General features: G+C 40.7%; 20 protein-coding genes. 8 read left to right on the forward strand and 12 right to left on the reverse strand.

Annotated features, from left to right (window positions below; translation table 11 throughout):
- Positions 1-93: 93 nt before the first annotated feature.
- Complete coding sequence (locus HYG79_RS09170) at positions 94-1,095, reverse strand: AAA family ATPase (RefSeq protein ID WP_179241797.1); 1,002 nt, start codon at positions 1,093-1,095, stop codon at positions 94-96.
- Positions 1,096-1,255: 160 nt separating this feature from the next.
- On the opposite strand from HYG79_RS09170, the gene HYG79_RS09175 reads away from it, so the two are divergent.
- Entirely contained in the window at positions 1,256-2,128 is an 873-nt protein-coding gene (locus tag HYG79_RS09175; protein WP_179241798.1) for an aldo/keto reductase, read from the forward strand.
- A gap of 10 nt (positions 2,129-2,138) precedes the next feature.
- The gene (locus tag HYG79_RS09180; RefSeq protein WP_179241799.1) at positions 2,139-2,897 is read left to right on the forward strand and encodes an SDR family NAD(P)-dependent oxidoreductase; all 759 of its coding nucleotides are present in this window, start codon (positions 2,139-2,141) and stop codon (positions 2,895-2,897) included.
- On the opposite strand, the gene HYG79_RS09185 is transcribed toward HYG79_RS09180, so the two are convergent.
- Together HYG79_RS09185 and HYG79_RS09190 are read right to left on the reverse strand one after the other, a co-directional pair.
- Positions 2,894-4,123, reverse strand: coding sequence for a hypothetical protein (locus tag HYG79_RS09185; RefSeq protein WP_179241800.1), 1,230 nt, complete (start codon positions 4,121-4,123; stop codon positions 2,894-2,896). The genes HYG79_RS09180 and HYG79_RS09185 overlap by 4 nt on opposite strands.
- Entirely contained in the window at positions 4,123-5,385 is a 1,263-nt protein-coding gene (locus HYG79_RS09190; protein WP_179241801.1) for a hypothetical protein, read from the reverse strand. The genes HYG79_RS09185 and HYG79_RS09190 overlap by 1 nt, the downstream gene beginning before the upstream one ends.
- Positions 5,386-5,656: 271 nt before the next feature.
- Here HYG79_RS09190 and HYG79_RS09195 point away from each other — a divergent pair, with 271 nt between their 5' ends.
- Entirely contained in the window at positions 5,657-6,793 is a 1,137-nt protein-coding gene (locus tag HYG79_RS09195; protein WP_179241802.1) for an ATP-binding protein, read from the forward strand.
- Between the two features lie 7 nt (positions 6,794-6,800).
- On the opposite strand, the gene HYG79_RS09200 is transcribed toward HYG79_RS09195, so the two are convergent.
- Together HYG79_RS09200 and HYG79_RS09205 are read right to left on the reverse strand one after the other, a co-directional pair.
- Positions 6,801-8,708, reverse strand: coding sequence for an alpha-amylase family protein (locus tag HYG79_RS09200; protein ID WP_228027847.1), 1,908 nt, complete (start codon positions 8,706-8,708; stop codon positions 6,801-6,803).
- Positions 8,709-8,736: 28 nt separating this feature from the next.
- Complete coding sequence (locus tag HYG79_RS09205) at positions 8,737-9,684, reverse strand: carbohydrate kinase family protein (protein ID WP_317168432.1); 948 nt, start codon at positions 9,682-9,684, stop codon at positions 8,737-8,739.
- A 155-nt stretch (positions 9,685-9,839) separates the two neighbouring features.
- Here HYG79_RS09205 and HYG79_RS09210 point away from each other — a divergent pair, with 155 nt between their 5' ends.
- The 4 genes from HYG79_RS09210 (at position 9,840) to HYG79_RS09225 (ending at position 13,902) form a co-directional block, all read left to right on the forward strand.
- Positions 9,840-10,976 (forward strand): SPFH domain-containing protein, encoded by a 1,137-nt coding sequence (locus HYG79_RS09210; protein WP_179241804.1) that lies wholly within the window; start codon positions 9,840-9,842, stop codon positions 10,974-10,976.
- 51 nt (positions 10,977-11,027) lie between these two features.
- The gene (locus HYG79_RS09215) at positions 11,028-12,110 is read left to right on the forward strand and encodes a DNA helicase PriA (RefSeq protein WP_179243526.1); all 1,083 of its coding nucleotides are present in this window, start codon (positions 11,028-11,030) and stop codon (positions 12,108-12,110) included.
- Positions 12,107-12,841, forward strand: a complete 735-nt coding sequence (locus HYG79_RS09220) for a metallophosphoesterase (RefSeq protein WP_179241805.1) — start codon at positions 12,107-12,109, stop codon at positions 12,839-12,841. The genes HYG79_RS09215 and HYG79_RS09220 overlap by 4 nt, the downstream gene beginning before the upstream one ends.
- Positions 12,842-12,903: 62 nt before the next feature.
- Positions 12,904-13,902, forward strand: coding sequence for an acyl-ACP desaturase (locus tag HYG79_RS09225; RefSeq protein ID WP_179241806.1), 999 nt, complete (start codon positions 12,904-12,906; stop codon positions 13,900-13,902).
- Positions 13,903-13,990: 88 nt separating this feature from the next.
- On the opposite strand, the gene HYG79_RS09230 is transcribed toward HYG79_RS09225, so the two are convergent.
- The 7 genes from HYG79_RS09230 to HYG79_RS09260 form a co-directional block, all read right to left on the reverse strand.
- Positions 13,991-14,530: a hypothetical protein gene (locus tag HYG79_RS09230; protein ID WP_179241807.1), complete on the reverse strand. Its 540-nt coding sequence runs from the start codon at positions 14,528-14,530 to the stop codon at positions 13,991-13,993.
- 22 nt (positions 14,531-14,552) lie between these two features.
- Positions 14,553-15,461, reverse strand: a complete 909-nt coding sequence (locus tag HYG79_RS09235; RefSeq protein WP_179241808.1) for an OmpA family protein — start codon at positions 15,459-15,461, stop codon at positions 14,553-14,555.
- 594 nt (positions 15,462-16,055) lie between these two features.
- Positions 16,056-17,609 (reverse strand): L-piperidine-6-carboxylate dehydrogenase, encoded by a 1,554-nt coding sequence (gene amaB / locus HYG79_RS09240; protein ID WP_179241809.1) that lies wholly within the window; start codon positions 17,607-17,609, stop codon positions 16,056-16,058.
- A gap of 131 nt (positions 17,610-17,740) precedes the next feature.
- Positions 17,741-18,142, reverse strand: coding sequence for a nuclear transport factor 2 family protein (locus tag HYG79_RS09245; RefSeq protein WP_179241810.1), 402 nt, complete (start codon positions 18,140-18,142; stop codon positions 17,741-17,743).
- Positions 18,139-18,504, reverse strand: coding sequence for a DUF1304 domain-containing protein (locus HYG79_RS09250; RefSeq protein WP_179241811.1), 366 nt, complete (start codon positions 18,502-18,504; stop codon positions 18,139-18,141). Before HYG79_RS09250 ends, HYG79_RS09245 begins: the two co-directional genes overlap by 4 nt.
- Positions 18,504-19,043 carry a 3-hydroxyanthranilate 3,4-dioxygenase gene (locus tag HYG79_RS09255; RefSeq protein ID WP_179241812.1) on the reverse strand — a complete coding sequence of 180 codons (540 nt, stop codon included), beginning with the start codon at positions 19,041-19,043 and terminating at the stop codon, positions 18,504-18,506. Before HYG79_RS09255 ends, HYG79_RS09250 begins: the two co-directional genes overlap by 1 nt.
- 114 nt (positions 19,044-19,157) lie before the next feature.
- Complete coding sequence (locus tag HYG79_RS09260) at positions 19,158-19,640, reverse strand: CAP domain-containing protein (RefSeq protein ID WP_179241813.1); 483 nt, start codon at positions 19,638-19,640, stop codon at positions 19,158-19,160.
- Positions 19,641-19,996: 356 nt separating this feature from the next.
- Between HYG79_RS09260 and HYG79_RS09265 the strand changes: the two genes are divergently transcribed.
- Positions 19,997-25,519 carry an alpha-2-macroglobulin family protein gene (locus tag HYG79_RS09265; protein WP_179241814.1) on the forward strand — a complete coding sequence of 1,841 codons (5,523 nt, stop codon included), beginning with the start codon at positions 19,997-19,999 and terminating at the stop codon, positions 25,517-25,519.
- Positions 25,520-25,594 lie beyond the last annotated feature (75 nt).

The raw sequence follows: 25,594 nt of genomic DNA on the forward strand, positions 1-25,594 counted from the left end.
CAGCGAGTAGTGGTTAAGACTAAATAATCAATAGAAGGCTACAGCAGTGTATAAGATCAACTGTAGAATTCGTATTGATAACTGTCAACTGATCTATGGTACTTCAACTTCGTTTACGATACGGTTGATGATTTCTTCCGAGGTTATATTTTCCGCTTCTGCCTCGTAAGTGATGCCTATCCTGTGTCTAAGTACATCGTGGACTATGGCCCTCACGTCCTCGGGTACTACATACCCTCTTCTTTTGATGAAAGCAAAGCATTTGGCAGCGTTGGCCAGATTGATGCTACCACGTGGCGATGCCCCAAAATTGATCAGCGGTTTTAGGCTTTCTAAATTATATTTTTCGGGATAACGTGTGGCAAAAACAAGGTCTAAAATATATTTTTCGATCTTCTCGTCCATATAAACGTCCCTGACCGCTTGTTGTGCGCTAAGAATCTGTTTAAGCGTAACCACAGGCTTAACCTGTTCATAGGCACCTTTTAAGTTTTGGCGAATTATCAATTGCTCCTCGTTCATTTTGGGGTAGTCAATCACTGTTTTCAGCATAAAACGGTCAACTTGCGCTTCGGGAAGTGGGTATGTACCTTCTTGTTCTACGGGGTTTTGGGTGGCCATTACCAAAAAGGGTTTGTCCAAAACAAAGGTTTCATCGCCAATGGTCACCTGTTTTTCCTGCATGGCCTCCAATAAGGCGGATTGTACCTTCGCAGGTGCCCTGTTTATTTCATCGGCCAATACAAAATTTGCGAAAATCGGACCTTTTTTAATAGAAAAGTCGTTTACTTTCATATTGTAGATCATAGTACCTACAACGTCTGCAGGTAATAGGTCTGGTGTAAACTGTATACGGCTAAAGCTGCCTTTTACCGCTTTTGCCAAGGTATTTATGGCTAAGGTCTTTGCCAGGCCCGGCACTCCTTCCAATAAAATATGCCCTTGTCCCAAAAGGCCAATGAGCAAACGTTCTACCATGTGCTTTTGCCCCACGATGACCTTGTTCATCTCTAGGGTAAGTAGGTCGATAAAAGCACTCTCCTGGGCAATTTTCTCGTTCACGGCACTAATATCTACAGTAGTATTTTCTTCCATATAAAGGGTGTATTAATTAAGCATCAGTTGGTTGGTTGAATTCGCATGGCGCAAATTGAAAATTTATTTATTTAATGGCTGTTAACGATTGGTTAAAAATACGGTAACCCATTAAGTTTTATGAAGGATTTAAGGGATTTATCTTTATTTTCGAGGACTTATGAAAAATCCGATTAAATATTCCAAAATTATTGCTGGCACCATGACCTGGGGTAGTTGGGGAAAAGCCTTTGATACAAAGAAATCCATTGCGACGATGCACCATTGCCTGGAGCTGGGAATCACCACATTTGACCATGCCGATATATATGGGGACTATACTACCGAAGCTGATTTTGGAAAAGCATTTGCGGAAAGCGAAATCAAACGGCAAGACGTACAATTAATTTCGAAGTGTGGTATCCAAATGGTAACGGGTAGGCCTAATAAAGTGGCCCACTACCAATACAACAAAGATTATATCATAGGATCTGCCGAGGCATCCTTGAAAAACCTTGAAACCGACTATTTGGATATGCTCCTTTTGCATAGGCCAAGCCCCTTGATGCAACCCGATGAGATTGCGGAAGCCATTGAAAAACTGCAAAAAGAAGGAAAGGTTATAGAATTTGGAGTATCTAACTTTACTCCTTCGCAAATAGCTATGATAGAGACCAAAATACCGGTTTCAGGCAATCAGGTAGAGTTTTCCCTGACCATGAACAAACCGATGTACGACGGCACTTTAGACGACGGCATCGCCCATCGTAGAATGATGATGGCCTGGAGTCCTTTGGGAAGTTATTTCAGGGAGAACGATAAAAAACAAGGTCGGATCAAGAAAGTGTTGAAAACCCTGGAAGAAAAATACAGTGCAAGTGCCAATGCTCTTCTACTGGCCTGGCTTTTGAAACACCCTGCGAAAATATACCCAGTGATAGGTACAACAAACACCGACCGATTGACGGACAGCGCAAAATCCGTCAACATCAATTTGGAGAGAGAAGATTGGTTTGCCCTGCTTGAGGCCAGCCAAGGCCATCCAGTGCCATAAAAATATAGAAATGAATACAACAGCATTGATTACGGGAGCTACCAGTGGAATAGGCAAGGCGACCGCTGAACTTTTTGCGGAAAACGGTATTGATTTGGTTCTTTGTGGGAGAAGGCAAGAAAGATTGGATAATCTTCGGGAAGCACTTGGCAAGAATGTCAAGATACATATTCTGAACTTTGATGTAAGGGATAAAAATAGGGTGATACAATCCATAAACAATATTCCAGATACCTTTTCGAAAATAGATATCCTCATAAACAATGCGGGGAATGCCCATGGCCTTGACACCATAGATCAGGGGAGTTTGGATGATTGGGACGCTATGTTGGACATCAATGTAAAAGGATTGCTTTATGTATCCAAAGCGGTTTTGCCGCAGATGATAGCACGTAGATCGGGTCATATCATAAACATCGGATCCACTGCAGGAAAGGAAGTATATCCCAAAGGAAACGTATACTGTGCCAGTAAATATGCCGTAGACGCCATAAACCAAGGTATGCGGTTAGATTTGAACGCTCATGGGATAAGAGTGGGTGCCATAAACCCAGGGCTCGTGGAAACCGAATTTAGCAATGTGCGTTTTAAAGGTGATACGGAAAGGGCGAAATCGGTTTACAAAGGTTTTCAAGCTTTAAAGCCCGAGGATATCGCGGATATCATCCACTTTGTCGTGACCAGGCCGTATCATGTAAATATTTCCGATTTAGTGGTTATGCCCACAGCACAGGCGAGCAGTACCTTGGTACATAAAACCGGCAATTAGTCTATCAACTTATAGCAAACGATGTGTTGCTTAAAAAAATCTTTTTGAAACGTTACCAGTTGTCTGCTTTCTGGGAACAACCCAATTTCCTTAATGTGCCTGGAACCGTTTCTTATTTTACCTAAAAGTAGCCATGTGCCCTCTAAATGGTGATATATATAAAGTTCTTTTGGTTTTTCCCCATAGGATATCTGGGTCGGTTCTACTGAGAGCACGGTCCGTGCATCGGCACTGATACTATATATTTCCCCCATAAATTGATCAGGTTCAAAATAGCCTGACTGTTCCTCCCAGTTCTTGTTTGTCCAGTAAAAGACGGTCATGTTTTCATCTGGCTTTCTAGAATGTGCAGTAACCGAAAGTACGTTGTTTTTTAGGACAACGCTACTACCAAAATGATGATAGGGAAATTTACCATACACTGTTTTTGAGGCATTTTTCCATTGATTGTTTTGTAGTGCATAGGTGCGTACTTCACCAGAACTCAGTCCGTTTACTTCCGCAAAGGGATTACCAATGACCATTTTGCTTCCATTTGTGTTGAAATCAACATAATCCCAGTACATTCCGCTACCGTAAGATTGTGTGTTTTTGGGTAAAATATCCTGTACGGGTACTGAATCACCCAAAGTTTTCCATGTATCGTCCTCAAAACGATAGGTATTTACATACGCTCTTGTATAACCGTTGATAGCAGGGAACACGGCCAATGTATTACCATCATCGCTTAACTTTAGGTTGATGTAGTTGAACTTAAATTCGGGATGTAAAAAGAGTGTATCCACGGTTTGCCACATGTCTCCTTTGAGATGGTGCGTCAAAACAGATATTTTGGAATCTTCGCTAGCATACAGGGTCGTCATTCTATCTCCATTCGCATTCAATTGTAATACGCCGCCAGGCGCTATAATACCTTGTCCCAGTGTATCGTGCTTTGTCAACACTGTTTTACCATCAAGTTGACGTTTAAATATCTTGGCTTTTAACGGGAGGTATGTTGAGTCTAAAGGCATGTCGTAATCTACGATACCGATAATACCACTTTCGTTCGCAGTTAGTATTTCCTGTTTGTTTTCGTTATAGGTGTGTTCTTCAAATTTTATGGTATCACCAAAAACCTGCCAAACGGCAACATTTTCTGGGAGAGGATTCTTTTTTCCACAGGAACTGATGGTAATCGAAATTGTCGATGATATGAACAAAATATATATGCCGAATTTTTTCATCACTTCTTGGGTTTATATACAGTTACCTCGCCAAAAGTCAATCCATCGTTATCCATATTACTATTTCCCACGATAAAGGTATCGCCCTCATGGCTTAATGAAATATCCACAGTATAATCCTCCCATGCTTTTTTTAGTTTTATTTTATTTGCGTTCATGCACCATACCGTATCGTTTAATTCAAAATAATAGGCATAGTTCATATTTGCTGGACCGTCGTCAGGATTATATCCATGACCGGTAACAGCCATTTTGTTGCCCTTACCGTTCAGTGAAAAACGTACCCCGAAAGTGTCACCGCCTTCCCCTTGTAGTTTGTTCCCGACTTGCTGCCATTTTCCGGAGTCGTTTAGCCTGTAGGTCTTGATATATCCCGAGAATAGGTCTTTGCTATCGTCTACATACTTATATTCTTGGGTGAGATGAGATCCCAATGCTATTAATGAACCGTCCTCGTTTGTACTTACCCATTCACCAAAACCGATTTCATATTCTTGCTCAGGAAATAAAATGTCGCCCAATTTTTGCCAGAGACCATTTTGTAGACGAAATACGGCAACGCTGCATTCTTCACGAAGATTACCGTTCATATAACTATTGTCGCTTATTAAAGTACTTTTACTCGAACCTAATATCAACGTCTTGCCATCGCCGCTTAGGTCGAACACCTCCCCAATATGCTGGGTCTCGCTAGAAATAGTTGTGGAGTATTGCCTTCTAGAGACATAGGTTTCCCCTATAATGGTATTGCCTAGGGGAATCCAGCCCATGGTGTCGTCAAAAGCAAAAACCTCGATTTTTCCTTGATCGTTTTCAACTTTAGGATTGCTAGGAGTTCCTATCGCCAATGTTCTACCATCATCGCTCAAACTAATATGGGTTCCAAGTTTATCATAAGCTCTTTTTCCTATAAAATCCTCACCTAATCGTTGCCATTGATCGTTTTTCCATTCAAATACGCTTACTTTACCTGAATTGATACCGAGTTTATTGTTGTTTGGGGCGCCAACAGCGAGGATATTACCTTTTTTATTCAAATCAACGATACTCCCAAAATGCCCACCCTGCATATTGCCATATAATGGCTTGCCCAAAGGAATCCATTTTTGAGTATGAAATTGATACACGTCTACTTTGCCGCACCCCAATACTTTGTTGTCCGCAAACGGAGAACCAATAGCAATGATAGCCCCCTCCCCATTAATATCGGTTGCAAAGCCGGTAAAATCCCCCCTTTTTTCATCTTTTATGGTTTGCCCCATTTTAACCATTGTAGCTTGGTTGCATGAACATAGGCAGAAGCACATGAAAAATAACAGCAAGCCGATGAATTTTATTGAAAATGTATTCTTTTTCACGTTACTATATTTCAAGTTCAATCCAAAAATAGAATTATTAAGCAGTATATGCACCCCTGATACCAGTGAATAAAAACTAATAACGGTTTTTAATTGATCTATCGGTAATATTTAAAAAAAGGGTTAAGTATCTTAGAGTCATATTTGTACATCCAAATACAAACAGGATTTCCCGATGATTAATAAACGTCTTCTCATAAAAAACCTTCTCGCCCACAACGATGAGAATAGTTTTTACGATAAAAAAAGATTTATAAACATTGGACAAAAAGAAGGTAAGGCCAAGTTCCTCAAGCATGTTTGCGCATTGGCCAATAGCAATCCAAAAAACAGGTCGTTTATAGTAATAGGGGTCGAAGATGAGGACAATAAGATAGTGGGGGTCGATTTTTTTGACGATAGTAAAATCCAAAACTTGGTAAATGCCTATTTGGACAACCCGCCCATGATTTCATATGAGAATATTCCCTTCCCGCATTTGCCCGAGGGAAAAGTAGTTGGTTTGGTCTCCATCAAATCAAACGGAAAAGTATGTGCCTTGCGAAAGAACATATGGAAGTATTATGGCGGAATGGTTTTTTTTAGGGAGGGTAGCATAAGTATGCCAAAGGCCTACAATATTGAACTAAAGGATATTAATTCTGAAGCTGTCGAGACCATAGAACAACATGCCAAGAACAATATTCAACTCACTTTGGACGGCGTTATCGATTTTTTGAATCACCGCCACAAAGATCTGGAAAGTGGTTATAAAGTTTTTAAGGAACAGTTTGTGGTGTGTTGGGCGGGAAAAAGAAAAAAAGTAAAGAAAGAAACGTATTTTTCCCGTGTTGACATTGAATTGATTAATGAGCAGGTAAAACTATTCTATTCCGCATTAGATGAGATAACCATCACATTTGACGATAGTTCATTTACCACTATAGAGTTTATACAATTGGGGCTCGGAAAACAACAAAAGTACTATCCTCTGGAAAAAATGGTCATTCAGTTTTTTGATAATGGCACTTATCAAATACAAAGTGACCTTATTTTTGAACCTCCGCTTTTTGATAAAAAAACGCTATTTCATATTTATAATGCCAATAACGCGCTGCTGAAAAAATTGGGTAATAAAATAACACTGAACCCCAATGAGAAAAAAGATTTGGAGCATCTGCCCGCAACATATTTGATTTGCTATTTCAGCGGCTTTGAAGATGCCAAAGATCAAATGGAAAAGGCGAGACCAATATTGAAAAAATACGACGCAAACAGTTATGAATCCTTAAAAGAATCCTTGAGGGTGCTTAGAAAGGTCAAGTACAATTAATGATGCCTCATAGCTTTTGCAACCACAAAAGTTCGTAGGGTTGTAGTGTAATGCCCTTTGATGCTGTTTTTATTTTTTTGTTTGAGATGATATCCTTTACTCCTTCCAGTGCAAAAAAACCAATGCTCTGCAGCCAATCGTTTGATAACGTTTGTGGATTTTCGTCAAAATTTGAAAGCACCAAAACCGATTTATCTTCAATGGCATTTCTTTCAAAAGTCAATAGATGTTGATTTGGTGCAGCGTGCAACACAAAATTATTACTATCTGCGAAGACCGATAATTTTTTACGGAGCGCTATCATTTTTTGTAACCTAAAAAAGATTTCCGAACTATGGCCCTTTTTGCCTTGTAATGCAGCAATCGTCTCCCAGTCTTGTTGGGGCCTGTTTACCCATCGGCTATCATGTTTTTTGTTCGGGTCTTCAAGAAAGGAATAATCGTTCAACATGCCTATTTCGTCGCCGGCATATATCATAGGTATTCCACCATAGGAGAATACGATACCGTGCATCATTACGATTTTGTCGATTGCGGCCTTTATCAATTTTTCATTGTTTTCCATTATTCCCTTTTCCAGCCCTAAAAGCGATGCGGCACTACCGGTTATGCGACCATCCCCATTTTTGGGGTTGTACATGAAAACCAATCCTTTGGCAGGGGACCATGGTAAAACTTGGCAATAATAGTCCAATAAAAATTTACGGTGTTCTTTGGCATCCCATCCTATATCATAAATATGGGCGTCGTCAAAACCCAATCCAATATCGTCATGACAGCGAATGTAATTTATCCAGGTGGCGGTATCGGGTTTTTTTGGGATTTCCTGAAGACTTTTTTGTAGCAGATTTGTCTTTTTTGTAGCGATTGAGTTCCATAGCAATGCCATTAACGAAGCATTGTACGCCATCTCGCATTCATTGCCTTTTCTACTTTCTTCACCAAAATATTTTATGATTTCTGTTGGGGCAACTATGGCCTCGGCCAATAAAACGGTTCCAGGGGCGATTATTTGTAGGCACATGCGAAAAAGTGAAATCAACATATGGGCTTCCGGTAGATTTTGAGAAGTTGTCCTGATTTTTTTCCATAAAAATGCCAAGGCGTCAAAACGTACTACATCTACACCAAGGTTGATGAGTTTTACAAGGTTGGTCAGCATTTCTAAAAATACCTCGGGATTACTGTAATTAAGGTCCCATTGGTAATCATTAAAGACCGTCATGACCCAACGCTTCATTTTTTTATTGTACGTAAAATTACCGGGAGAAGTCTGTGGAAATACTTCTGGAAGCGTTTCTTCGAAGGCATCCGGTATATCCCTGTCGGGATACGTGAAATAGTATGATCGATATTTTTTGGAGCCTGCAATCGCTTTTTTCGCCCAAGGATATTCGTTTGACGTATGGTTGACAACAAAATCGAGCATCAAGAACATTTTTCTGGAACGCAGCTCTTGGGTCAGCTTTTCCAAATCATTTTTGGTTCCAAATTTTTTGTCTATCTCATGATAACTGTTTACGGCGTAACCCCCATCGTTTTCTTCTTTTGGGCGTGTGGTAATGGGCATCAAATGAAGAAAATTCACACCCAATTCCTCAAAGTACGGGAGTTTATCCCGCAATCCCTTTAAATCTTTGTTAAAATGATTGGTATACAGTTGCATACCTACCATTTTTTCCGATTGATACCAGTTGCCCTGTTGTCTTACTCTCACCAAGTCTTGAAACTTCAGTTCAGTGGGCCTATCGGAAAAAAGCCTGGGCAATAAATCTATCAATCTGGTAAAATACGCTTTATGCCTTTCTTCTTGGTATAGGGAAAAAAAACCTTCTTTTACCAAGGTTAGGTTTGTTGCCAAACGCAATGCGAACAAATCTTCAGGACTTTTTGTTTCATCGAATTTTAAAGCCAAAAGGTGATGTAAACTAGCTTGGTTCATCCTAATCGTACATCTGTTTTTTATCTGGCATAGATTCTATCGCTCCAAAGTTCGTAGTGGTTATGGCACCTGCCTTATTGGCTTTTTGAACCATTTGGGTCAATAGGCTTTTATCCTCTAAAGCCGGGTCAATAGTGTGCGATGTGGCGATTTGTTGTAATAAGCACCCAATAAAGGCATCTCCTGCACCTGTGGTATCTACGGGGTTTACCTTAATGCTGGGAACGGTTTCCCTGAATTTTCGGGTACTTACCAGAGTGCCTTTGTTGCCTAGGGTAATCGTAATGGTGTTCGCCCCGATTTCGTGTAAAACGTCACAGGCCTCATCTAAATTTTCTTCTCCTGAAAGGAGTTGTGCCTCTTCTAAACTGAATTTGCACAAATTGGATTTTTCAACATAAGGCATGCACTTTTTTATGAATACATCTTTGTTGTCTTTCCATAAATCCCCTCTAAAATTCGGATCAAAGCTAATAAACGCCTTTTCGGTGAGGGCGTCAAAAAAATAATGGCCGTAGGCTTTTTCCAATGCGCCCCCTAAAAGCGCAGTGGCGGCACCTAAATGTACTATACTTTCCTTAAAGTCTTTTTTCAGGGACGGGTCGTATATCAGCTCTTTATCCGCACCACGACTGAATACGAAATCCCGTTCACCATCCTCGGCAATTGAGACAAATGCCATGGTGGTAAAGGTTTTGTAACGCTGCGCCAATGAAATATCTACACCGTTCGCATCAAGCACATTCAATAAAAAAGAGCCAAAGGGGTCTTCGCCCACACTGCCAACAAAAGAGCTTTTACCCCCTAGTTTAGCTATGGCGCACGCAACATTGGCAGGAGCACCTCCCGCTTTTTTGGTATAAATATTGGCCTTGGAAAGGTCGCTACCTTGATTTTCCGCAATAAAATCGATCAACAACTCGCCAATACAATAGACTTTTCTTATCATAAGATGATACTAGAATAATCTAAAGTAAGTAGAAATATAATTGTAGTCCATATTTTTTGATGGAATTTATAAAGGGCAATATGCTGGGATTACATATTCCTTGTCCCTTTTTGTATAAATGAGTATCTTTTCAAAAATTAGAAAACACTACTACTATGGGTCTATTTGACGAGATAAAAAAGAAATTGAGTCATGAATTTATTGATATTGTCGAATGGATGGATTCATCTAACGATACTATCGTACACCGGTTTGAACGGTACCAAAATGAGATAAAGAACAATGCAAAATTGATTGTTCGCGAGGGGCAGACTGCGGTCTTTATAAACGAGGGCCAATTGGCAGATGTTTTTACGCCGGGAACCTACACATTAAATACCCAAAACCTACCTATTTTAACAACTTTAAAAGGTTGGAAATATGGTTTTGACAGCCCTTTTAAGGCCGAAGTATACTTTGTGAATACAAGACTGTTCACCGATGAAAAATGGGGCACCAAAAATCCGTTTATGTTGAGTGACGACCGCTTTGGACTGGTAGAGATACGAGCTTTTGGAACTTATAGTTTTAAGATAAGCGACCCTGGAAAATTTGTGGTTGATGTGGTCGGTACCGATGCCAATTTCACCAACTATGAAGTAAACGAGCATTTAAAAAGTTTGATTGTAACGCGGTTTACCGATACCGTAGGAAAGGCAAACCTTCCTGTAGAGCTTTATGCAGCAAATACGACCGAACTCTCGGAAACCTGTCAAGAAGTGATGCAGCCCGAGTTCGGTAGGGTAGGCATAGAATTAGAGCGTTTTTACATTGAGAACGTATCGATGCCCGAAGAGCTTAAAAAAGAAATTTTTGAATACAGCCGTTTGGATAAGTTGGATATGACCAAGCTTGCCCAGTTCAAGGCTGCGAAGGCGATGGAAGAAGCTGCCAAAAACGAAGGGGGTACGGCCGGTGCAGGTATGGGCATGGGCATGGGTTTTGTGCTGGCACAACAAATGGGCAATATGATGAACCCGCAAGCGCAGCAACCTGTTTTTGGAACACAGCCACAATCCGCCCCTGTGCCGCCGCCGATACCGGCCCAAGTAATGTACCATTATGCCGTTGGCGGTGAGCAGGCCGGTCCGGTGTCTTTTGAAAAGTTAAAGGAGCTTTTTGCGGCCAGGACCATAAATCGTGATTCCTTGGTCTGGAAACAGGGAATGGAGACTTGGAGCGCCCTAAAAGACGTTGAGGAGTTAAAATCCTTTTTAGGGGGCAATACGCCGCCACCACTGCCGAAGGTATAAAATCAAAAATATAATTGCTGAAACATTTCTGCTGTGGCGGGAATAATTTGTATGGAAGACATTCAAACATCCGAATTTAAAAAATCATGTGCCAATTGCGGAGCAGAGCTTAAGTTCAAACCAGGTTCACATAAATTGAATTGCGAATATTGCGGTTATGAGGAGTTTATTGAGCAGACCAAAAGTAGCTTTGAAGAACTTGAACTTGAGCATTACCTGAAAATTGTTGGTGAAAATGCATATACCGAGACTATTGAGCTTTTACATTGTAAAAACTGTGGTGCCAATCAGCACGTAGAGGAAAATTACAAATCCCTTTCCTGTGTATATTGTGGCGAACCCTTGATTCGGGAAGATGTTGAAAAAGAGGGGTGGATTTTGCCTGGGGCCGTACTTCCCTTCACGTTGGATGATACTAAGGCACGATCTACATTTAAATCTTGGGTGAACGGCCTATGGTTTGCCCCGAACAAATTAAAACGAGCCGCTTTGGACCCCGAGAGTATTCACGGTCTGTATATTCCCTATTGGACTTTTGACGCCAATTTGTTTGCAACCTATCAGGGTAAACGAGGGGATTATTACTATGAAACCCAGAGATATCGCACCAAAAATGGGACACGCACCCGTCAAGTGAGAAAAACCAAATGGTCTTCGGCCAGCGGTACGGTAAATGGTTTTATTGATGATATCCTGATCAACGCATCGGAAAAAAAAAGAAGGGAAATCCCGTCTAAAATTGCCCGTTGGAACTTGAATGAGTTGGTGGTGTTCAATTCAAAATATCTATCTGGTTTTGTAACCGAAAAATATACCATTTCCCTTAAAGAGGGCCATCATCAATCATTTCAAGAGGCAAAACAAATAGCAAATACTTGGATACGGCAAGACATCGGCGGGGATACACAACGCATTCATCATGCAGACATCAAACTATCCAACGAGACTTTTAAGCATATACTTTTACCTGTTTATATAAGTTCCTATTCCTATGGTGGCAAAGAGTATAGTTTCTATATCAACGGGCAGTCGGGTAGCATTAGCGGTACAAGGCCGTACTCTTTTTGGAAAATTTTCTTTTTGGTTTTATTTGTCATTGTGGTTATTGGTGCAATTGCGATTTTTGTACAATGATACAGAATAGAACATTGGTTATTGGCGATATTCATTCCGGTTTAAAAGCCTTGCTCCAAGTTATGGATAAGGCAAATGTAACGTCTGATGACACCCTTATTTTTTTGGGCGATTACGTTGACGGTTGGAGCCAAGCGGTAGAGACCGTAAATTTTTTGATTCATTTGAAAACCACTCACCGTTGTGTTTTTATTAAGGGAAATCACGATGAGCTCTGTAATGAATGGTTGAGCAAAGGAAAAGATAACCCGTTGTGGTTTCAACACGGGGGGCAGGCGACCATAGCTTCGTATGAAAATACCGATGACCAAATAAAAACTACCCACATGGCATTCTTTGATAGCCTGGAAAACTATTATTTGGATAGCCATAACAGATTGTTCTTGCACGCTGGTTTTACCAACTTAAAAGGAGTGGATTATGAGTATTTTTCAAAAACTTTTTATTGGGACAGGACCCTATGGGAGCTGGCACTTTCACTAAATCCCAGTCTTGACAAAGAGGACAAATACTACCCAAAAAGGTTGATACAGTACAATGAAATTTATATTGGTCACACACCTGTAACGAGAATAGGCAAAACGGTACCACAAAATGTCGCCAATGTTTGGAATATTGATACGGGAGCGGCTTTTAAAGGACCGTTGTCCATGATGGATGTTGATTCCAAAGAAGTTTGGCAAAGTGATCCGGTACATACTTTATACCCCGGTGAAAGCGGCAGAAACTGAAAATTGCCATAGTTTTAAGATGATTTAATGTAATAATCCCGAACTTTGAAAAAAAGAGATTTATGTCTGATAAGAATATACGATTAGAAGTGATGCAGGCCATTGAGCCACAGGTAGAGGGATTTATGGATGACTTTCTGATCAAGCCCGAAGACATATGGCAACCAACCGATTTTTTGCCAGATACTGAGAGCGAAGGTTTTTTAGACCAAATAGAACAATTGCGTGAAGAGTCCAAAGAACTGGGCTATGATTTTTGGGTAACCATGGTCGCAGATACCATTACCGAAGAGGCACTGCCTACCTATGAGTCATGGTTGATGGATGTTGTGGGGATCGATCAGCACGGGGAATACAAGACCAATGGTTGGGCAAAATGGGTACGTGCCTGGACTGCTGAAGAAAATAGGCATGGGGATGTGCTCAACAAATATTTGTATTTATCCGGTAGGGTAAATATGAAAGAGATAGAGATTACCACGCAACATTTGATATCTGACGGTTTTGATATAGGAACCGACAGGGATCCCTATAAAAACTTTGTTTACACCACCTTTCAAGAATTGGCGACCAATATTTCACATAAACGGGTGGGGAAATTGGCAAAGAAAAAAGGGAATGTCTTGCTGGGCAAAATGTGTACGATAATCGCTGGTGACGAGATGCGCCACCATTTGGCCTACAGGGAATTTGTAAAGACCATTTTTGGTCATGACCCAAGCGGAATGATGTTGGCATTTGCCGACATGATGAAGAAAAAAATAGTGATGCCGGCACATTTTTTAAGGGAATCAGGGGGAAGTATAGGAACCGCTTTCGAGAATTTCTCTAACTGTGCGCAACGCTTAGGGGTATATACGGCCCAGGATTATATCGAAATTTTGAAGAAATTGAATTCTTTTTGGCAATTGGATGCCATACGTGACTTAAACGATGAGGCCGAAAAAGCACGGGATTATTTGATGAAGCTCCCGGAACGATTGGAGCGTATTGCATCACGAATGAAATTTCCGGAAGACCAATATCATTTCAAATGGGTAGAGGCCAATGGCAGACTATAATCAAAAGTTCTGCGATAGTTGAGGCAGCATAAAAAATCCGATTCGTTACGAATCGGATTTTTTGGTTGATGTTGGTTATTATGCCTTGTTATAATTTGCCATGGTCGTGTTCATCTTGCCACTTCACCAAATCTTTCCATTTGCCCTCGTAAGCCATTTTGGCTTGCATGGGCCAAGAAGAGGGGTCATGAATTTTGTAGCGATCGCCACCACCATCCAAAACTTTTTGACATTCGGCGACCGAGGCCTCGGATAGCGCTTTCCAAGTCTTTATGCCAGCATCTTTGAACATACCTTCAATTTTTGGCCCAATACCCTCGACAATTTTAAGATCGTCTTGTTTTATGTTTTTTCCAAATGCTGCTTTTGCCGCTGCTGCATCAAAAGGTATTAAAGCTACTGTTGCGCCTGCCGCTAATGAAGATGCGGGAGTTGCCGATTTAGACGCTAAACAGGCATCCAAATCCGATTTTAATTTAGCGTTCTTATCTTCTAAAATTTTAATATCTGCCGAATTATCTATGGTCGTGCTCTTTCCTTTTCCTAACAAATACCCAAAAAGTGCGCCAAGTAATGTGCATAATAAAGGAATGATCCAGCACCATATGTTCATATTTTCAAAATCCATATTTCAATATTTTTAAAGTTAATTATTTGCTTAGTGTTATAACGGTTCTTCTATTTTTGGTTCTACCCTCTTCTGTGGCATTGCTTTCAACTGGAGAATCCGGACCTTCTGAAGTAGTTATTATTTTAGTTTCCGGAATACCGTTTTGAACCAAATACCCCATGGCAAAATCGGCCCTTTCTTGGCCCAATTTTATGTTGGATGCTCTTTGGCCTTTGTTATCGGTATGTCCTACCACTTTGGCTCTTGCGTTCTCTACCTTATCCAAATACCTGGATATGTCGGCTACTTTTTGGCGTTGTTCCGCGCTAAGATCAATGGCAGCTTGTCCTGTGTTAAAGTAAAGAACCAAAGGGTTGGTCGTTATTTTTTCGTACAGTGCCTGTATTTCTGCATCGGCGTCTTCGGATTTATTGTCCAAACCATAAGAGACTGGCCCCTTAAAAACGACACCATCCGCAACCATATCATCCATAAGCAGGCCCATGGTATTTATCTGAGCAGAGGGAATACCATTTTCCGCTAAATGGTTTTTGACCGCATTGGCACGAGCTAACCCAAGATTTGGAAAAGCGGATTTATTGGCTTCATCGCTTTTGTAGTAACCGGTTACATTCAGCACTTTTTCAGCATTTTCCGATAAGTATGTTCTAAGGCTACTGATACCGTCAGTCACTTTTTGTGAAAGTGGCATCAAGATCGAGGACGACGACATATTAAAATTATAGTTGTCGTTTACATTGTAGGCATAATCACCATCGCTAAAAGCAAAGGGATATGATGTGGCTTCGGGTACTGCCGGAACAACTACTTCATCTTTGGGTTCTTCTTTTGCCATTACGCTGCACTCGCTGCAATAGGTAATGTAAAAATAAGTCCCCGCTAGAATGGTGAGTAGGATCCCGATCAGGTTCGTTGTTGTTTTACTCATTGTTAATAATCATTTAGTGTTTAGACTACAATGTATTAAAAAAAACCTAAAAAATGTTAAAAAGAGATGCCTTAAATCTTCTTTATCAAACAGTTAATACATTAAAGTGGTATTTGATGATGCTATAAAACACAATACATCAATTTGTGAAATACAATCTGCAAACTATACAGAAAACAGTACCAGTTATAAAATTATGTCTTTTTCATAAGGGAAAAGATGCCATATTTGAATGTAAATTTAAATTGGAAACCCTATTTCTCCCGACAAGGTTCCGGCATTGAAATAGGGTTTAAACGTATAAAGTTTGAGTTAGTTAATTTTAAAAGACCCGTTATTATTTTGGGAGAAATAACAACGGGTCTTTATTGATACTCTATTTTAACGTTGATGGAATAAACGATATTCTCTTCTTCCTAAACCAACAGGCTTACGTCATTTAAATGGTTAATCTACAATCGCTGTAACATTGTTAAAGAATATAGCATTGATATGCCAGTTTGATTTTTTTCAGAAAAGTGAACAACTACCCTTTTTGAAAGTAATCATATGTTTATCTGTAAAAATTACGGTAACATCAAAATCTCAATAATGCTATAAATCAAATTTTATTCCTTGCGCCAAAGGTAGCTCAGTCGTGTAATTAATGGTGTTGGTTTGCCTTCTCATATAAACCTTCCATGCATCGGAACCACTTTCACGACCGCCGCCTGTTTCTTTCTCACCGCCAAAAGCTCCGCCAATCTCAGCTCCAGAAGTGCCTATGTTTACATTGGCAATACCACAATCACTACCTGAGGCCGATAAAAAACGCTCCGCTTCCCTAAGGTTATTGGTCATTATTGCAGAAGAAAGGCCTTGTACCACTCCATTTTGTATCGCGATGGCATTTTCGACTTCCCCAGTATACTTTAACAAGTAAAGCACGGGGGCAAAGGTCTCGTGCTGCACGATTTCAAAATCGTTTTTAGCTTCGGCAATAGCAGGTTTTACATAACACCCGCTTTCGTAACCTTCTCCTTGCATAACACCACCTTCTACTATAATTTGCCCACCTTCGGCAACCACTTTTTCCAAGGCGTTGTTGTATTGTGCCACGGCATCGGTATCTATCAAAGGTCCTACATGATTGTTTTCGTCCAAGGGGTTGCCAATGCGTAATTGTTCGTAGGCGTCGACAATGGCATTTTTTACCTTATCGTATATCGAATCGTGTATGATCAACCTGCGTGTTGAGGTACAACGTTGACCGGCCGTACCCACTGCACCAAACACGGCACCTATTACCGTCATTTTAATATCGGCATCGGGAGTAACGATAATGGCATTGTTTCCACCAAGCTCCAATAATGATTTTCCAAGTCTGGCAGCAACGGCCTGGGCCACAATTTTTCCCATACGTATGGAGCCCGTTGCCGAGACTAGAGGAATTCGACCATCATTGGTCATCATTTCCCCAACTTTATAATCGCCATTGATCAAACAGGAAATCCCTTCTGGTAATCCATTGGCCTTAAAGACCTCAGCGGCAATATGCTGGCAGGCTACGCCACATAAAGGTGTTTTTTCAGAAGGTTTCCAAACACAAACATCACCGCAGATCCATGCCAAAGCGGTATTCCACGCCCAAACGGCAACCGGAAAGTTAAAAGCCGATATGATACCAACAACACCCAAAGGGTGGTATTGCTCGTACATTCTGTGTCCCGGACGTTCCGAATGCATGGTAAGACCGTGCAGCTGTCTTGAAAGGCCTACGGCAAAATCACATATATCGATCATTTCCTGAACTTCGCCCAGACCCTCTTGGTAACTTTTTCCCATTTCATAAGACACCAATTTTCCCAAAGGTTCTTTTGATTCACGTAATTTGTCACCAAATTGTCGCACGATTTCCCCGCGCAAAGGAGCAGGTTTTTTGCGCCAAGATTGAAATGCTGTTGTTGCCGTTGACATTACTTTTTCGTAGTCGGTTTTGGATGTGGTCTTAACTTTTCCGATTAAAGTTCCATCAACTGGAGAGTAAGATTCTATTACCTCTCCTGAAGAAAAGTTATCGGACCCAGTGGAAGTTCCTTCGTTTAAGGCTGCTATCCCCAAAGCTTTTAACGCTTCATCAATACCAAATTCAGTTGCGATTTTTGACATTTTATAACTTTTTGAACGTGAATTGTTACATTTTTACAAAATTACGAAATCAACTTTTGATTTGCCCGATAATCGAAACATAAACCTTGAGTTGCTTTCAATACTTTTTTGCTGATCTATGAGTCAGCTCGTTATTCTTTTCTAAGAACCGTGATTTTCGTGATCTTTTCATGATTTACCTCATAAATCAATACCAGTTCCAAAGGAGTGTTGCTACCCTTTCTTCCGGTTATGTATTCATGGTCGATTATTTTGTTATCGAATACGGTTCGTGTCAATATTCTGGAGTGAAGTTTTGGTGAACTTTTGAATAGGGCATCGTATACATTCTTGCATTGGTCATAACCGTCTACCGTGGTTTTTCCCGTTTCAAAATCGTAGATTTTGATATTGGCACCAATGACCGACATAAATCCCTCAATATCAAGATTATTATAGGTTTCCAATTGTTTTTGTACAACTTCTTCGGGAGTCATTTGGGCATTTGAGGATGTAATGATAATCAATAGGATAACTGTTGATAGACTTTTCATAACCTGAATAGGATTAGGGCAATTGATATCAATGCAGGCAATGCTTGAACATAAAAGATTTTTTTTGATACGGTCAGCGCCCCATAAATCCCTGCAATGGCAACACACGCCAAAAAGAAAAGGGCAATGTTACTGCTCCAATTTGGATCGCCGATAAAATACGTCCAAATTAGCCCAGCAGCTAAAAAACCGTTATATAAACCTTGATTGGCTGCCATAGGTTTTGTAGGCTCAAAGAGCTCTGGAGGAAATTTTCGAAATATTTTCCTGCCCTTGGTCGTCCATGCAAACATTTCAAAGTACAAGAAATATATGTGGAGCAATGCTACGAAACCTATCAGGATATTAGTTAACATCCCCATTATTCCTTAGCTATAAAACGTTCGTCTACTGGCATTACGGTACCGCAGTTATCACAAGTACGCAATTCTTCGGAGCTGTAGAAATATTTGAAATGACCTAAAAAGTCTTTTTCGATATCGTTCAGCGTGAAATAGGCTTCGTACAATTTGTTGTTACAATTATCGCAGAACCAGAGCAAACCGTCATCAACCTTCATATGCGCTCGTTTGCGTTCAATAACCAAGCCAATTGAACCTTTGTGACGAACTGGGGAATGCGGTATCTTGGCCGGGTGCAGGTACATGTCACCTGGCCCAAGTTTCATGGTTTTCTTTTTCCCGTCCTCTTGAATATGAACCTCGATATCCCCCTCTAATTGATAGAACAGCTCCTCGGTTTCGTTGTAGTGGTAGTCTTTTCTCGCGTTTGGTCCCGCAACGACCATAACAATGTAATCGCCCGCATCTTTATATAAATTTTTATTGCCAACAGGAGGTTTTAAAGTGTCCCTGTTATCTTCTATCCATCGGGTAAGGTTAAAAGGAGGTGCTATTGACATACTTTAGAGTTAAAGTTAATGATTCGTATTATCAGTACATCACGACGTACATAAGGTGTACTATCATCTACGGTTCATGTCAAATTTAGTAAAAGATATTGGCTTGGGAACCACTTATCTGTAGAACAGTTGCGTAAAGTAGTAATTGCCGTTAGCATCTTTTTTTACGCTCACTGCGGTATGTGTAAACTTACCCTCCATGGTATTTTTATGATGAACACTTTTCAACCAACCCTGAAATGCCCCAGCTGCCGTATCATAATCTTTGGCCACATTTTCGGCTACCATTTCGGCATTTGCTTTGGAAGAGATTTTAGAGGCCCGGGAACTAAAATTATCATGGCTCAGGCTTCCTTTGGATATCATATAGTCATTATGGGCATTGGCATACTCATAGGCCACTTCACTAAAAAGTAAAGCGGGCCTGTTTAATGATGCCCTGTGATTATTGACAATTTCCAGTAATTCCGTTTCTACTTCTACTGCGTTTTCCGCTTTGGTAATATTCGTTGTATCGCCATCGATAGGCTCTGATGAGCAAGAGGCCAAGGTACAAACAAACAAAACGAACGCAGCGTAGTGCATTCTCACTTTCATATAATGTTCTATCTGTAAGTAGGCTTTTGTAGGTAGGTGTAAGAATGGGGGTATTCTCGTATTTTGTGAAGATGATCGGGGTTAAATCTTCGATGTAATGATACATAATATATTCAAAACAGCTTTGAAGAAACATTCTTTTTCGATGAAATGCAATTTTTTTAAAATGATGTAAACCAAAACGGACCAATATTAGAGGTTTAAAATCTGTATTACAGAAAATAGCGTATATATTTATATTATTTCCCCTCCTTACAATAGAACGCCTAATTTCCAAGTTATATGATATCACGGAATACAGGGAGCTATTTTACATTACAAACACTTTATATTTACCGTTTTAAATCCATAATTAGATGCACACGAAATCTATTCTTCGTCTTTCAGTATTTTTTTTGCTTTTGGTTGGATGTAAATCCAAACAGGAAAATTTAGCAGATCAATTAGACAATCTAAATAAATATCAAGAATATGTGAATCAGGTCTCCCATGGCATAATTTCTGCCCAAAGTAATGTTCGCGTGGTTTTGAACACACCTGTAGAAACTTGGAACAATGGGGACGAACTGGATAATGATCTATTGGTGGTATCACCAAAAGTAAAAGGTAAGGTAGTGGCTTTGGATAACCGTACCATTGCCTTTGTTCCTGAAAACGGCTTTGACCAAGACACGCAATACCAGTTTACGTTGCTGCTAGAGGATATTGTCAAAGAGATTCCCGATGAGTTGGAAACCTTGTCTTTTAGTGTAAAGACATTAAAACAACAGTTTAATGTATATACCGATGCTTTACAATCCTACTCCAAAGAAAAACAATATTTGAACGGGCAAATAAGGTCTTCGGATGTTCTTGCCTTAGAGCGTGCAAAAGAATTGATTTCGGCAAAACACAAGGGAAAATCAATACACATAAAGTTTGACAATGTGGTCAAAAAGGGAACCCAATTTCAATTTAAGATCGATAGTATTCAACGATATGAAGAAGACTCCGAAATAGAGATCACATGGGACGGTGGCAAATTCAATATTGAGAGTAAAGGAAAAAGCACCATCAAAATCCCCGGTAAAAACAATTTTACGGTACTTGACGCCACGGTAACGACCGGTGAAGACCAGTTGGTATTGGTCAATTTTTCCGATCCCATAAAAAAAGGTCAGAACTTCAAAGGTTTAGTGGTCTTGGAAGGCGACAACAATCTCAAATATGCCGTGGAGGGCAACTCGCTAAAAGTGTATCCCTCCCTTGATATTAAAGGGACGGTAAATTTAGAAGTGTTTCGAGGTATTGAAAGTGAGGACGGCCATAAATTAAAGCAAAAGTTTACAGAGCGTATTGCTTTTGAACAACTGAAGCCCCAAATCAGATTTCTCACTAACGGTACTATTTTACCATCGTCAAATAACCTAAAAATTAATTTTGAAGCGGTCAATTTAAAAGCTGTGGATGTTTCCGTTCTCAAAATATATCAGAACAACATTCTCCAGTTTTTACAAGGAAATAATTTAAATGGCACGTATAACTTAAGAAGTGTGGCCAGGCCCATCGTCACCAAAAAAATCATACTGCAAAACAGCCTTTCGAATGCCAACGGCAAATGGTCCGCCCATGCCTTGGACCTAAGCTCTATAATAACCCCCGAAAGAGGCGCTATGTACAGGGTTGAACTTAACTTTAGGCCCAGTTACAGTTCTTATAAATGTGATGCTACGAATTTTGACCCCGAACCAGAGGCCACCGAGAATTTTGACGAGGAACAAGAAGATAGCTCATGGGACGGCATCGAAAATTATTACGACGATTACGGTTATTATGATTATAACTGGAACGAACGGGAAAACCCATGTGACAAATCCTATTATTATGATAAAAAAATAGGAACCAACGTTTTGGCCACAGACCTTGGTGTAACAGTAAAAAGAGGGGTGAACAAAAGCTATTTCGTTGCCGTAAACGATATTTTGAATACCGACCCTATAGCAGGGGCAAAGGTTACTTTTTATAATTTTCAACAACAGCCCATAGGTAGCGTAACTACAGATGCGGATGGGACTTCCATTTTTGATTCGCCCAAACTGGCTTACTTCGCCGTAGCTGAGAATAACGGACAAAAGAATTATGTAAAACTAAACGATGGGAATGTGCTATCGGTCAGCAAATTTAATGTTTCTGGGGTGCAGCTTCAAAAAGGTATCAAGGGCTTCATTTTTGCGGAGCGCGGGGTTTGGAGACCGGGTGACCAAATTTTCCTTTCGTTCATGTTGAACGACAATGCCAACGATTTACCTGCAAACCATCCCATAAAACTGGAATTGCTAGATCCCTACAACAAGGTTCTGCATAGGGAAATAAAGACGAACGGACTCAATAATTTTTATCATTTTGATATAAAGACCAATGAAAACGCACCAACAGGAAACTGGTTGGCCAAAGTATCGGTTGGTGGGGCATCATTTACAAAGACCATTAAAATCGAAACCATAAAACCAAACCGTTTGAAGATAAAGACCGAGTTCAACGCTGAAGTTTTGAACGGTGCGAAGCCCATACAGGGCAATATGGAGGTGAAGTGGCTGCACGGCGCGGTCGCTAAAAATTTGAAAGCCGACATTACGGCAAAATTCAATCCTACGACAACACAATTCAAGACATTTCCCGGTTATATTTTTGACGACCCTACCCGTAGTTTTTCTACGGAAGAGCAAGTGGTGTTCAACAATAAAATTGACGCAGAGGGTAAGGCTGGTTTCAGTATAAATCCGCAACTTTCCGGTAAGGCGCCCGGGATGTTGAGCGCTGCGTTCATTACCAAGGTATATGAAAATGGGGGGGATTTTAGTACCGATGTTTTTACAAAACCCTATTCGCCCTTTGATACCTACATCGGATTGAACGCCCCTAAAGGAGATAAGACCCGAGGTATGTTGTTGACCGATGTAAAACATAAATTTGAAGTGGTAACCGTTGATGAGAACGGCAAGCCAAAGGCCACAAAAAACTTAAAAGTAAGTGTGTTCAAGGTGAATTGGAGATGGTGGTGGGACACCTCTGCCGATAACCTTTCCAATTACAGTAGTAGTCAATACCGCGAGATGGTCTATGAAACCACCATGAATACGGGCACTAACGGAAAAGGAAATTTCAATTTTGAATTAAAATACCCGGGTTGGGGCAGATATTTAGTTCGTGTAGAGGATCCCGATGGAGGTCATGCCACAGGTAAGGCCGTATATATTGATTGGCCGGGTTGGGCGGGAAAATCAAGGAAAAATGACCCCTCTGCGGCTACTATGCTTGTTTTTTCCACGGATAAGGAAACCTATAACGTGGGAGAAATGGCAACGATAACCTTCCCAAGCTCCAAAGGTGGTAGGGCCTTGGTTACCGTAGAAAATGGAAGTGAAGTTTTGGAATCCCTTTGGGTAGATACCGTAGAAGGCGAGACCAAATTCGATTTGCCCATTACAGAACTCTACACGCCCAATATTTATATCAACATTGCGTTGCTGCAACCGCATGCATCCACTAAAAATGATTCCCCTATCAGGTTATACGGTGTAACGGGGATAGGTGTGGAAAACAAAGAGACAAAATTACAGCCTAAAATTACCATGCCAGAGGTTTTGCGACCCGAAGAAACTATTACGGTAAAGGTTGGTGAGCAAAATAAAAAGGCAATGACCTACAGTATTGCCATTGTAGATGAAGGCTTGTTGGATTTGACCCGATTCAAAACCCCAAACCCATGGGATGCTTTTTATGCCAAAGAAGCTTTGGGTGTAAAGACTTGGGATGTTTACGGCGATGTTGTAGGTGCTTTTGGCGGGAGGATAGACCAAGTATTTGCCATTGGTGGCGACGGTGAACTGGCGGGAGCAAAAAATAAAAAAGCAAACCGTTTTGAGCCCATGGTGGTACATTTAGGGCCATTCAGTTTAAAGGATGGAGAGACCAAAACCCATAAAATTCAGATTCCGAAATACGTTGGTTCCGTTCGCACCATGGTAGTAGCCGGTAACCCTAAAAAAGAAGCCTATGGTATGGCCGAAAAAACAACGCCTGTTCGTAAGCCCTTGATGATATTGGCATCGTTGCCCAGAAAAATAACACCTGGTGAGAGAGTTACCTTGCCGGTTACCGTATTCGCTATGGAAAAGAAGGTAAAGAACGTAACCTTAAAAATAAAGAAGGATAAATCGTTTACCGTTGAGGGCAACACGACGCAGACCTTGAATTTTAGCCAGCCCGATGAAAAAATGGCCTACTTTCAATTGAACGTAGCCGATTTTAAGGGAATTGGCAAAGTAACGGTAGAAGCTTCGGGCAATGGAGAGAAAGCCTCCTTTGAAATTCCCATTGATGTGGTAAATCCCAACCCCATGACTTCTGAAGTTACAGAAATCGTTTTGGAAGGCAACGCCAGTGAAACCTTAAATTTTGAGACTTTTGGGGTTGCGGGCAGTAATACTGCGCAAATCGAATTTTCTACATTGCCTCCGATGAATTTCAATGGTCGTATGCAGTATTTGATCCGTTACCCCCATGGGTGTGTTGAGCAAACTACATCGGGTGCATTTCCCCAGTTGTATCTGTCGGATATTTTTGATATGGGCGGCAACCGTAAAAAACAGGTACAGCAAAATATAGATAGGGCCATTAAGCGATTGGGAGGAATGCAAAATGCCAACGGTGGCTTCTCATATTGGCCTGGTCAAAATTATGCCAATGATTGGGGAACTACCTTTGCCGGACATTTTCTTTTAGAGGCCGAAAAGAAAGGTTATGTGCTTCCCATAGGGTTTACGTCCAGTTGGGTGAAATACCAACAAAGCATGGCCAAACAATGGCGTTCGGGCAGTAACAATTCCGACCTTGCGCAAGCTTACCGATTGTATACCTTAGCACTTGCCGGTAATGCAGACGTTGCGAGCATGAACCGTTTACGGGAGACCAAAGGCATCTCGAACGAAGCCAAATTCCGCTTGGCGGCAACCTACGCTTTGATCGGTCAGGCAGGGGTGGCCAAACAAATTTTGTCTACCGCAAAGCTAGATTTTGAAGCCTACAAACACGATTACTATACCTACGGATCTTCGGACAGGAACAGGGCCATGGCACTGGAAACATATGTATTGTTAAAAGACAAGGCCAAAGCGCAAGATTTGGCGAAGACCATTGCCAAAAGGTTATCTGATAAACAATGGATGAGTACCCAGAGTACGGCATACAGTTTATTGGCTATGGCAAAATTTGCCGAAATGGTCGGTGGAAAAGGAATCAAAGCAAACCTAATCGTTAATGGAAAGTCGGTAAACGTTGCTACGGCAAAGACATTGGCCAGTCGCAAGATCGATGTTAAAAAAGGCGATAATACTATCAATCTTAAAAATACCGAAGGCAATACGGTATATGTGAGTGTTGTGAACAGTGGAATTTTACCGGTGGGCGAGGAGAAGACCATCCAGAAAAATTTATTTGCCCAAATACGATTCAAGGGAAGAAACGGCTCAAGGATAGACCCCACAAAAATTACCCAGGGAACTGATTTTGTGGCCGAGGTAACCTTGACCAATACCACCTCCAATAATTTGAAGGACATGGCCTTGACCGAAATTTTCCCAAGCGGATGGGAAATTGTGAATACCAGATTTACCGATTTTGGAAATTTCGCCCAAAACCAGGTTACGTATACCGATTTGCGCGATGACCGGGCCAACTTCTATTTTGATATGAAAAAGAACGAGACCAAAACCTTTCGGATTTTATTGAACGCTTCGTATTTAGGGAAATATTATTTACCTGGTATACAGGCAGAAGCCATGTACGATAATGATTATATGGTAAGGACCAATGGGCAATGGGTCGAGGTAATACAATAGTGCTATTATAAATCAAAAAAAGTCCCCATGTGAGAATTAATCTCATGGGGACTTTTTTTGATTTTTGGGAAACCT

This window comes from Costertonia aggregata (genome assembly GCF_013402795.1).
In the GTDB taxonomy this organism is placed as follows: Bacteria; Bacteroidota; Bacteroidia; order Flavobacteriales; family Flavobacteriaceae; genus Costertonia; species Costertonia aggregata.

Excerpts from the sequence above, each read along its gene's own strand:
- HYG79_RS09265 (WP_179241814.1), top strand. The coding sequence starts at position 19,997 with ATGCACACGAAATCTATTCTTCGTCTTTCAGTATTTTTTTTGCTTTTG.
- HYG79_RS09195 (WP_179241802.1), top strand. The coding sequence starts at position 5,657 with ATGATTAATAAACGTCTTCTCATAAAAAACCTTCTCGCCCACAACGAT.
- HYG79_RS09255 (WP_179241812.1), bottom strand. The coding sequence starts at position 19,043 with ATGTCAATAGCACCTCCTTTTAACCTTACCCGATGGATAGAAGATAAC.
- HYG79_RS09260 (WP_179241813.1), bottom strand. The coding sequence starts at position 19,640 with ATGAAAGTGAGAATGCACTACGCTGCGTTCGTTTTGTTTGTTTGTACC.
- HYG79_RS09245 (WP_179241810.1), bottom strand. The coding sequence starts at position 18,142 with ATGAAAAGTCTATCAACAGTTATCCTATTGATTATCATTACATCCTCA.
- HYG79_RS09190 (WP_179241801.1), bottom strand. The coding sequence starts at position 5,385 with ATGGGGCAAACCATAAAAGATGAAAAAAGGGGGGATTTTACCGGCTTT.
- HYG79_RS09215 (WP_179243526.1), top strand. The coding sequence starts at position 11,028 with ATGGAAGACATTCAAACATCCGAATTTAAAAAATCATGTGCCAATTGC.
- HYG79_RS09185 (WP_179241800.1), bottom strand. The coding sequence starts at position 4,123 with ATGAAAAAATTCGGCATATATATTTTGTTCATATCATCGACAATTTCG.
- HYG79_RS09230 (WP_179241807.1), bottom strand. The coding sequence starts at position 14,530 with ATGGATTTTGAAAATATGAACATATGGTGCTGGATCATTCCTTTATTA.
- HYG79_RS09220 (WP_179241805.1), top strand. The coding sequence starts at position 12,107 with ATGATACAGAATAGAACATTGGTTATTGGCGATATTCATTCCGGTTTA.
- HYG79_RS09225 (WP_179241806.1), top strand. The coding sequence starts at position 12,904 with ATGTCTGATAAGAATATACGATTAGAAGTGATGCAGGCCATTGAGCCA.
- amaB (WP_179241809.1), bottom strand. The coding sequence starts at position 17,609 with ATGTCAAAAATCGCAACTGAATTTGGTATTGATGAAGCGTTAAAAGCT.
- HYG79_RS09180 (WP_179241799.1), top strand. The coding sequence starts at position 2,139 with ATGAATACAACAGCATTGATTACGGGAGCTACCAGTGGAATAGGCAAG.
- HYG79_RS09235 (WP_179241808.1), bottom strand. The coding sequence starts at position 15,461 with ATGAGTAAAACAACAACGAACCTGATCGGGATCCTACTCACCATTCTA.
- HYG79_RS09170 (WP_179241797.1), bottom strand. The coding sequence starts at position 1,095 with ATGGAAGAAAATACTACTGTAGATATTAGTGCCGTGAACGAGAAAATT.
- HYG79_RS09250 (WP_179241811.1), bottom strand. The coding sequence starts at position 18,504 with ATGGGGATGTTAACTAATATCCTGATAGGTTTCGTAGCATTGCTCCAC.
- HYG79_RS09175 (WP_179241798.1), top strand. The coding sequence starts at position 1,256 with ATGAAAAATCCGATTAAATATTCCAAAATTATTGCTGGCACCATGACC.
- HYG79_RS09210 (WP_179241804.1), top strand. The coding sequence starts at position 9,840 with ATGGGTCTATTTGACGAGATAAAAAAGAAATTGAGTCATGAATTTATT.
- HYG79_RS09205 (WP_317168432.1), bottom strand. The coding sequence starts at position 9,684 with ATGATAAGAAAAGTCTATTGTATTGGCGAGTTGTTGATCGATTTTATT.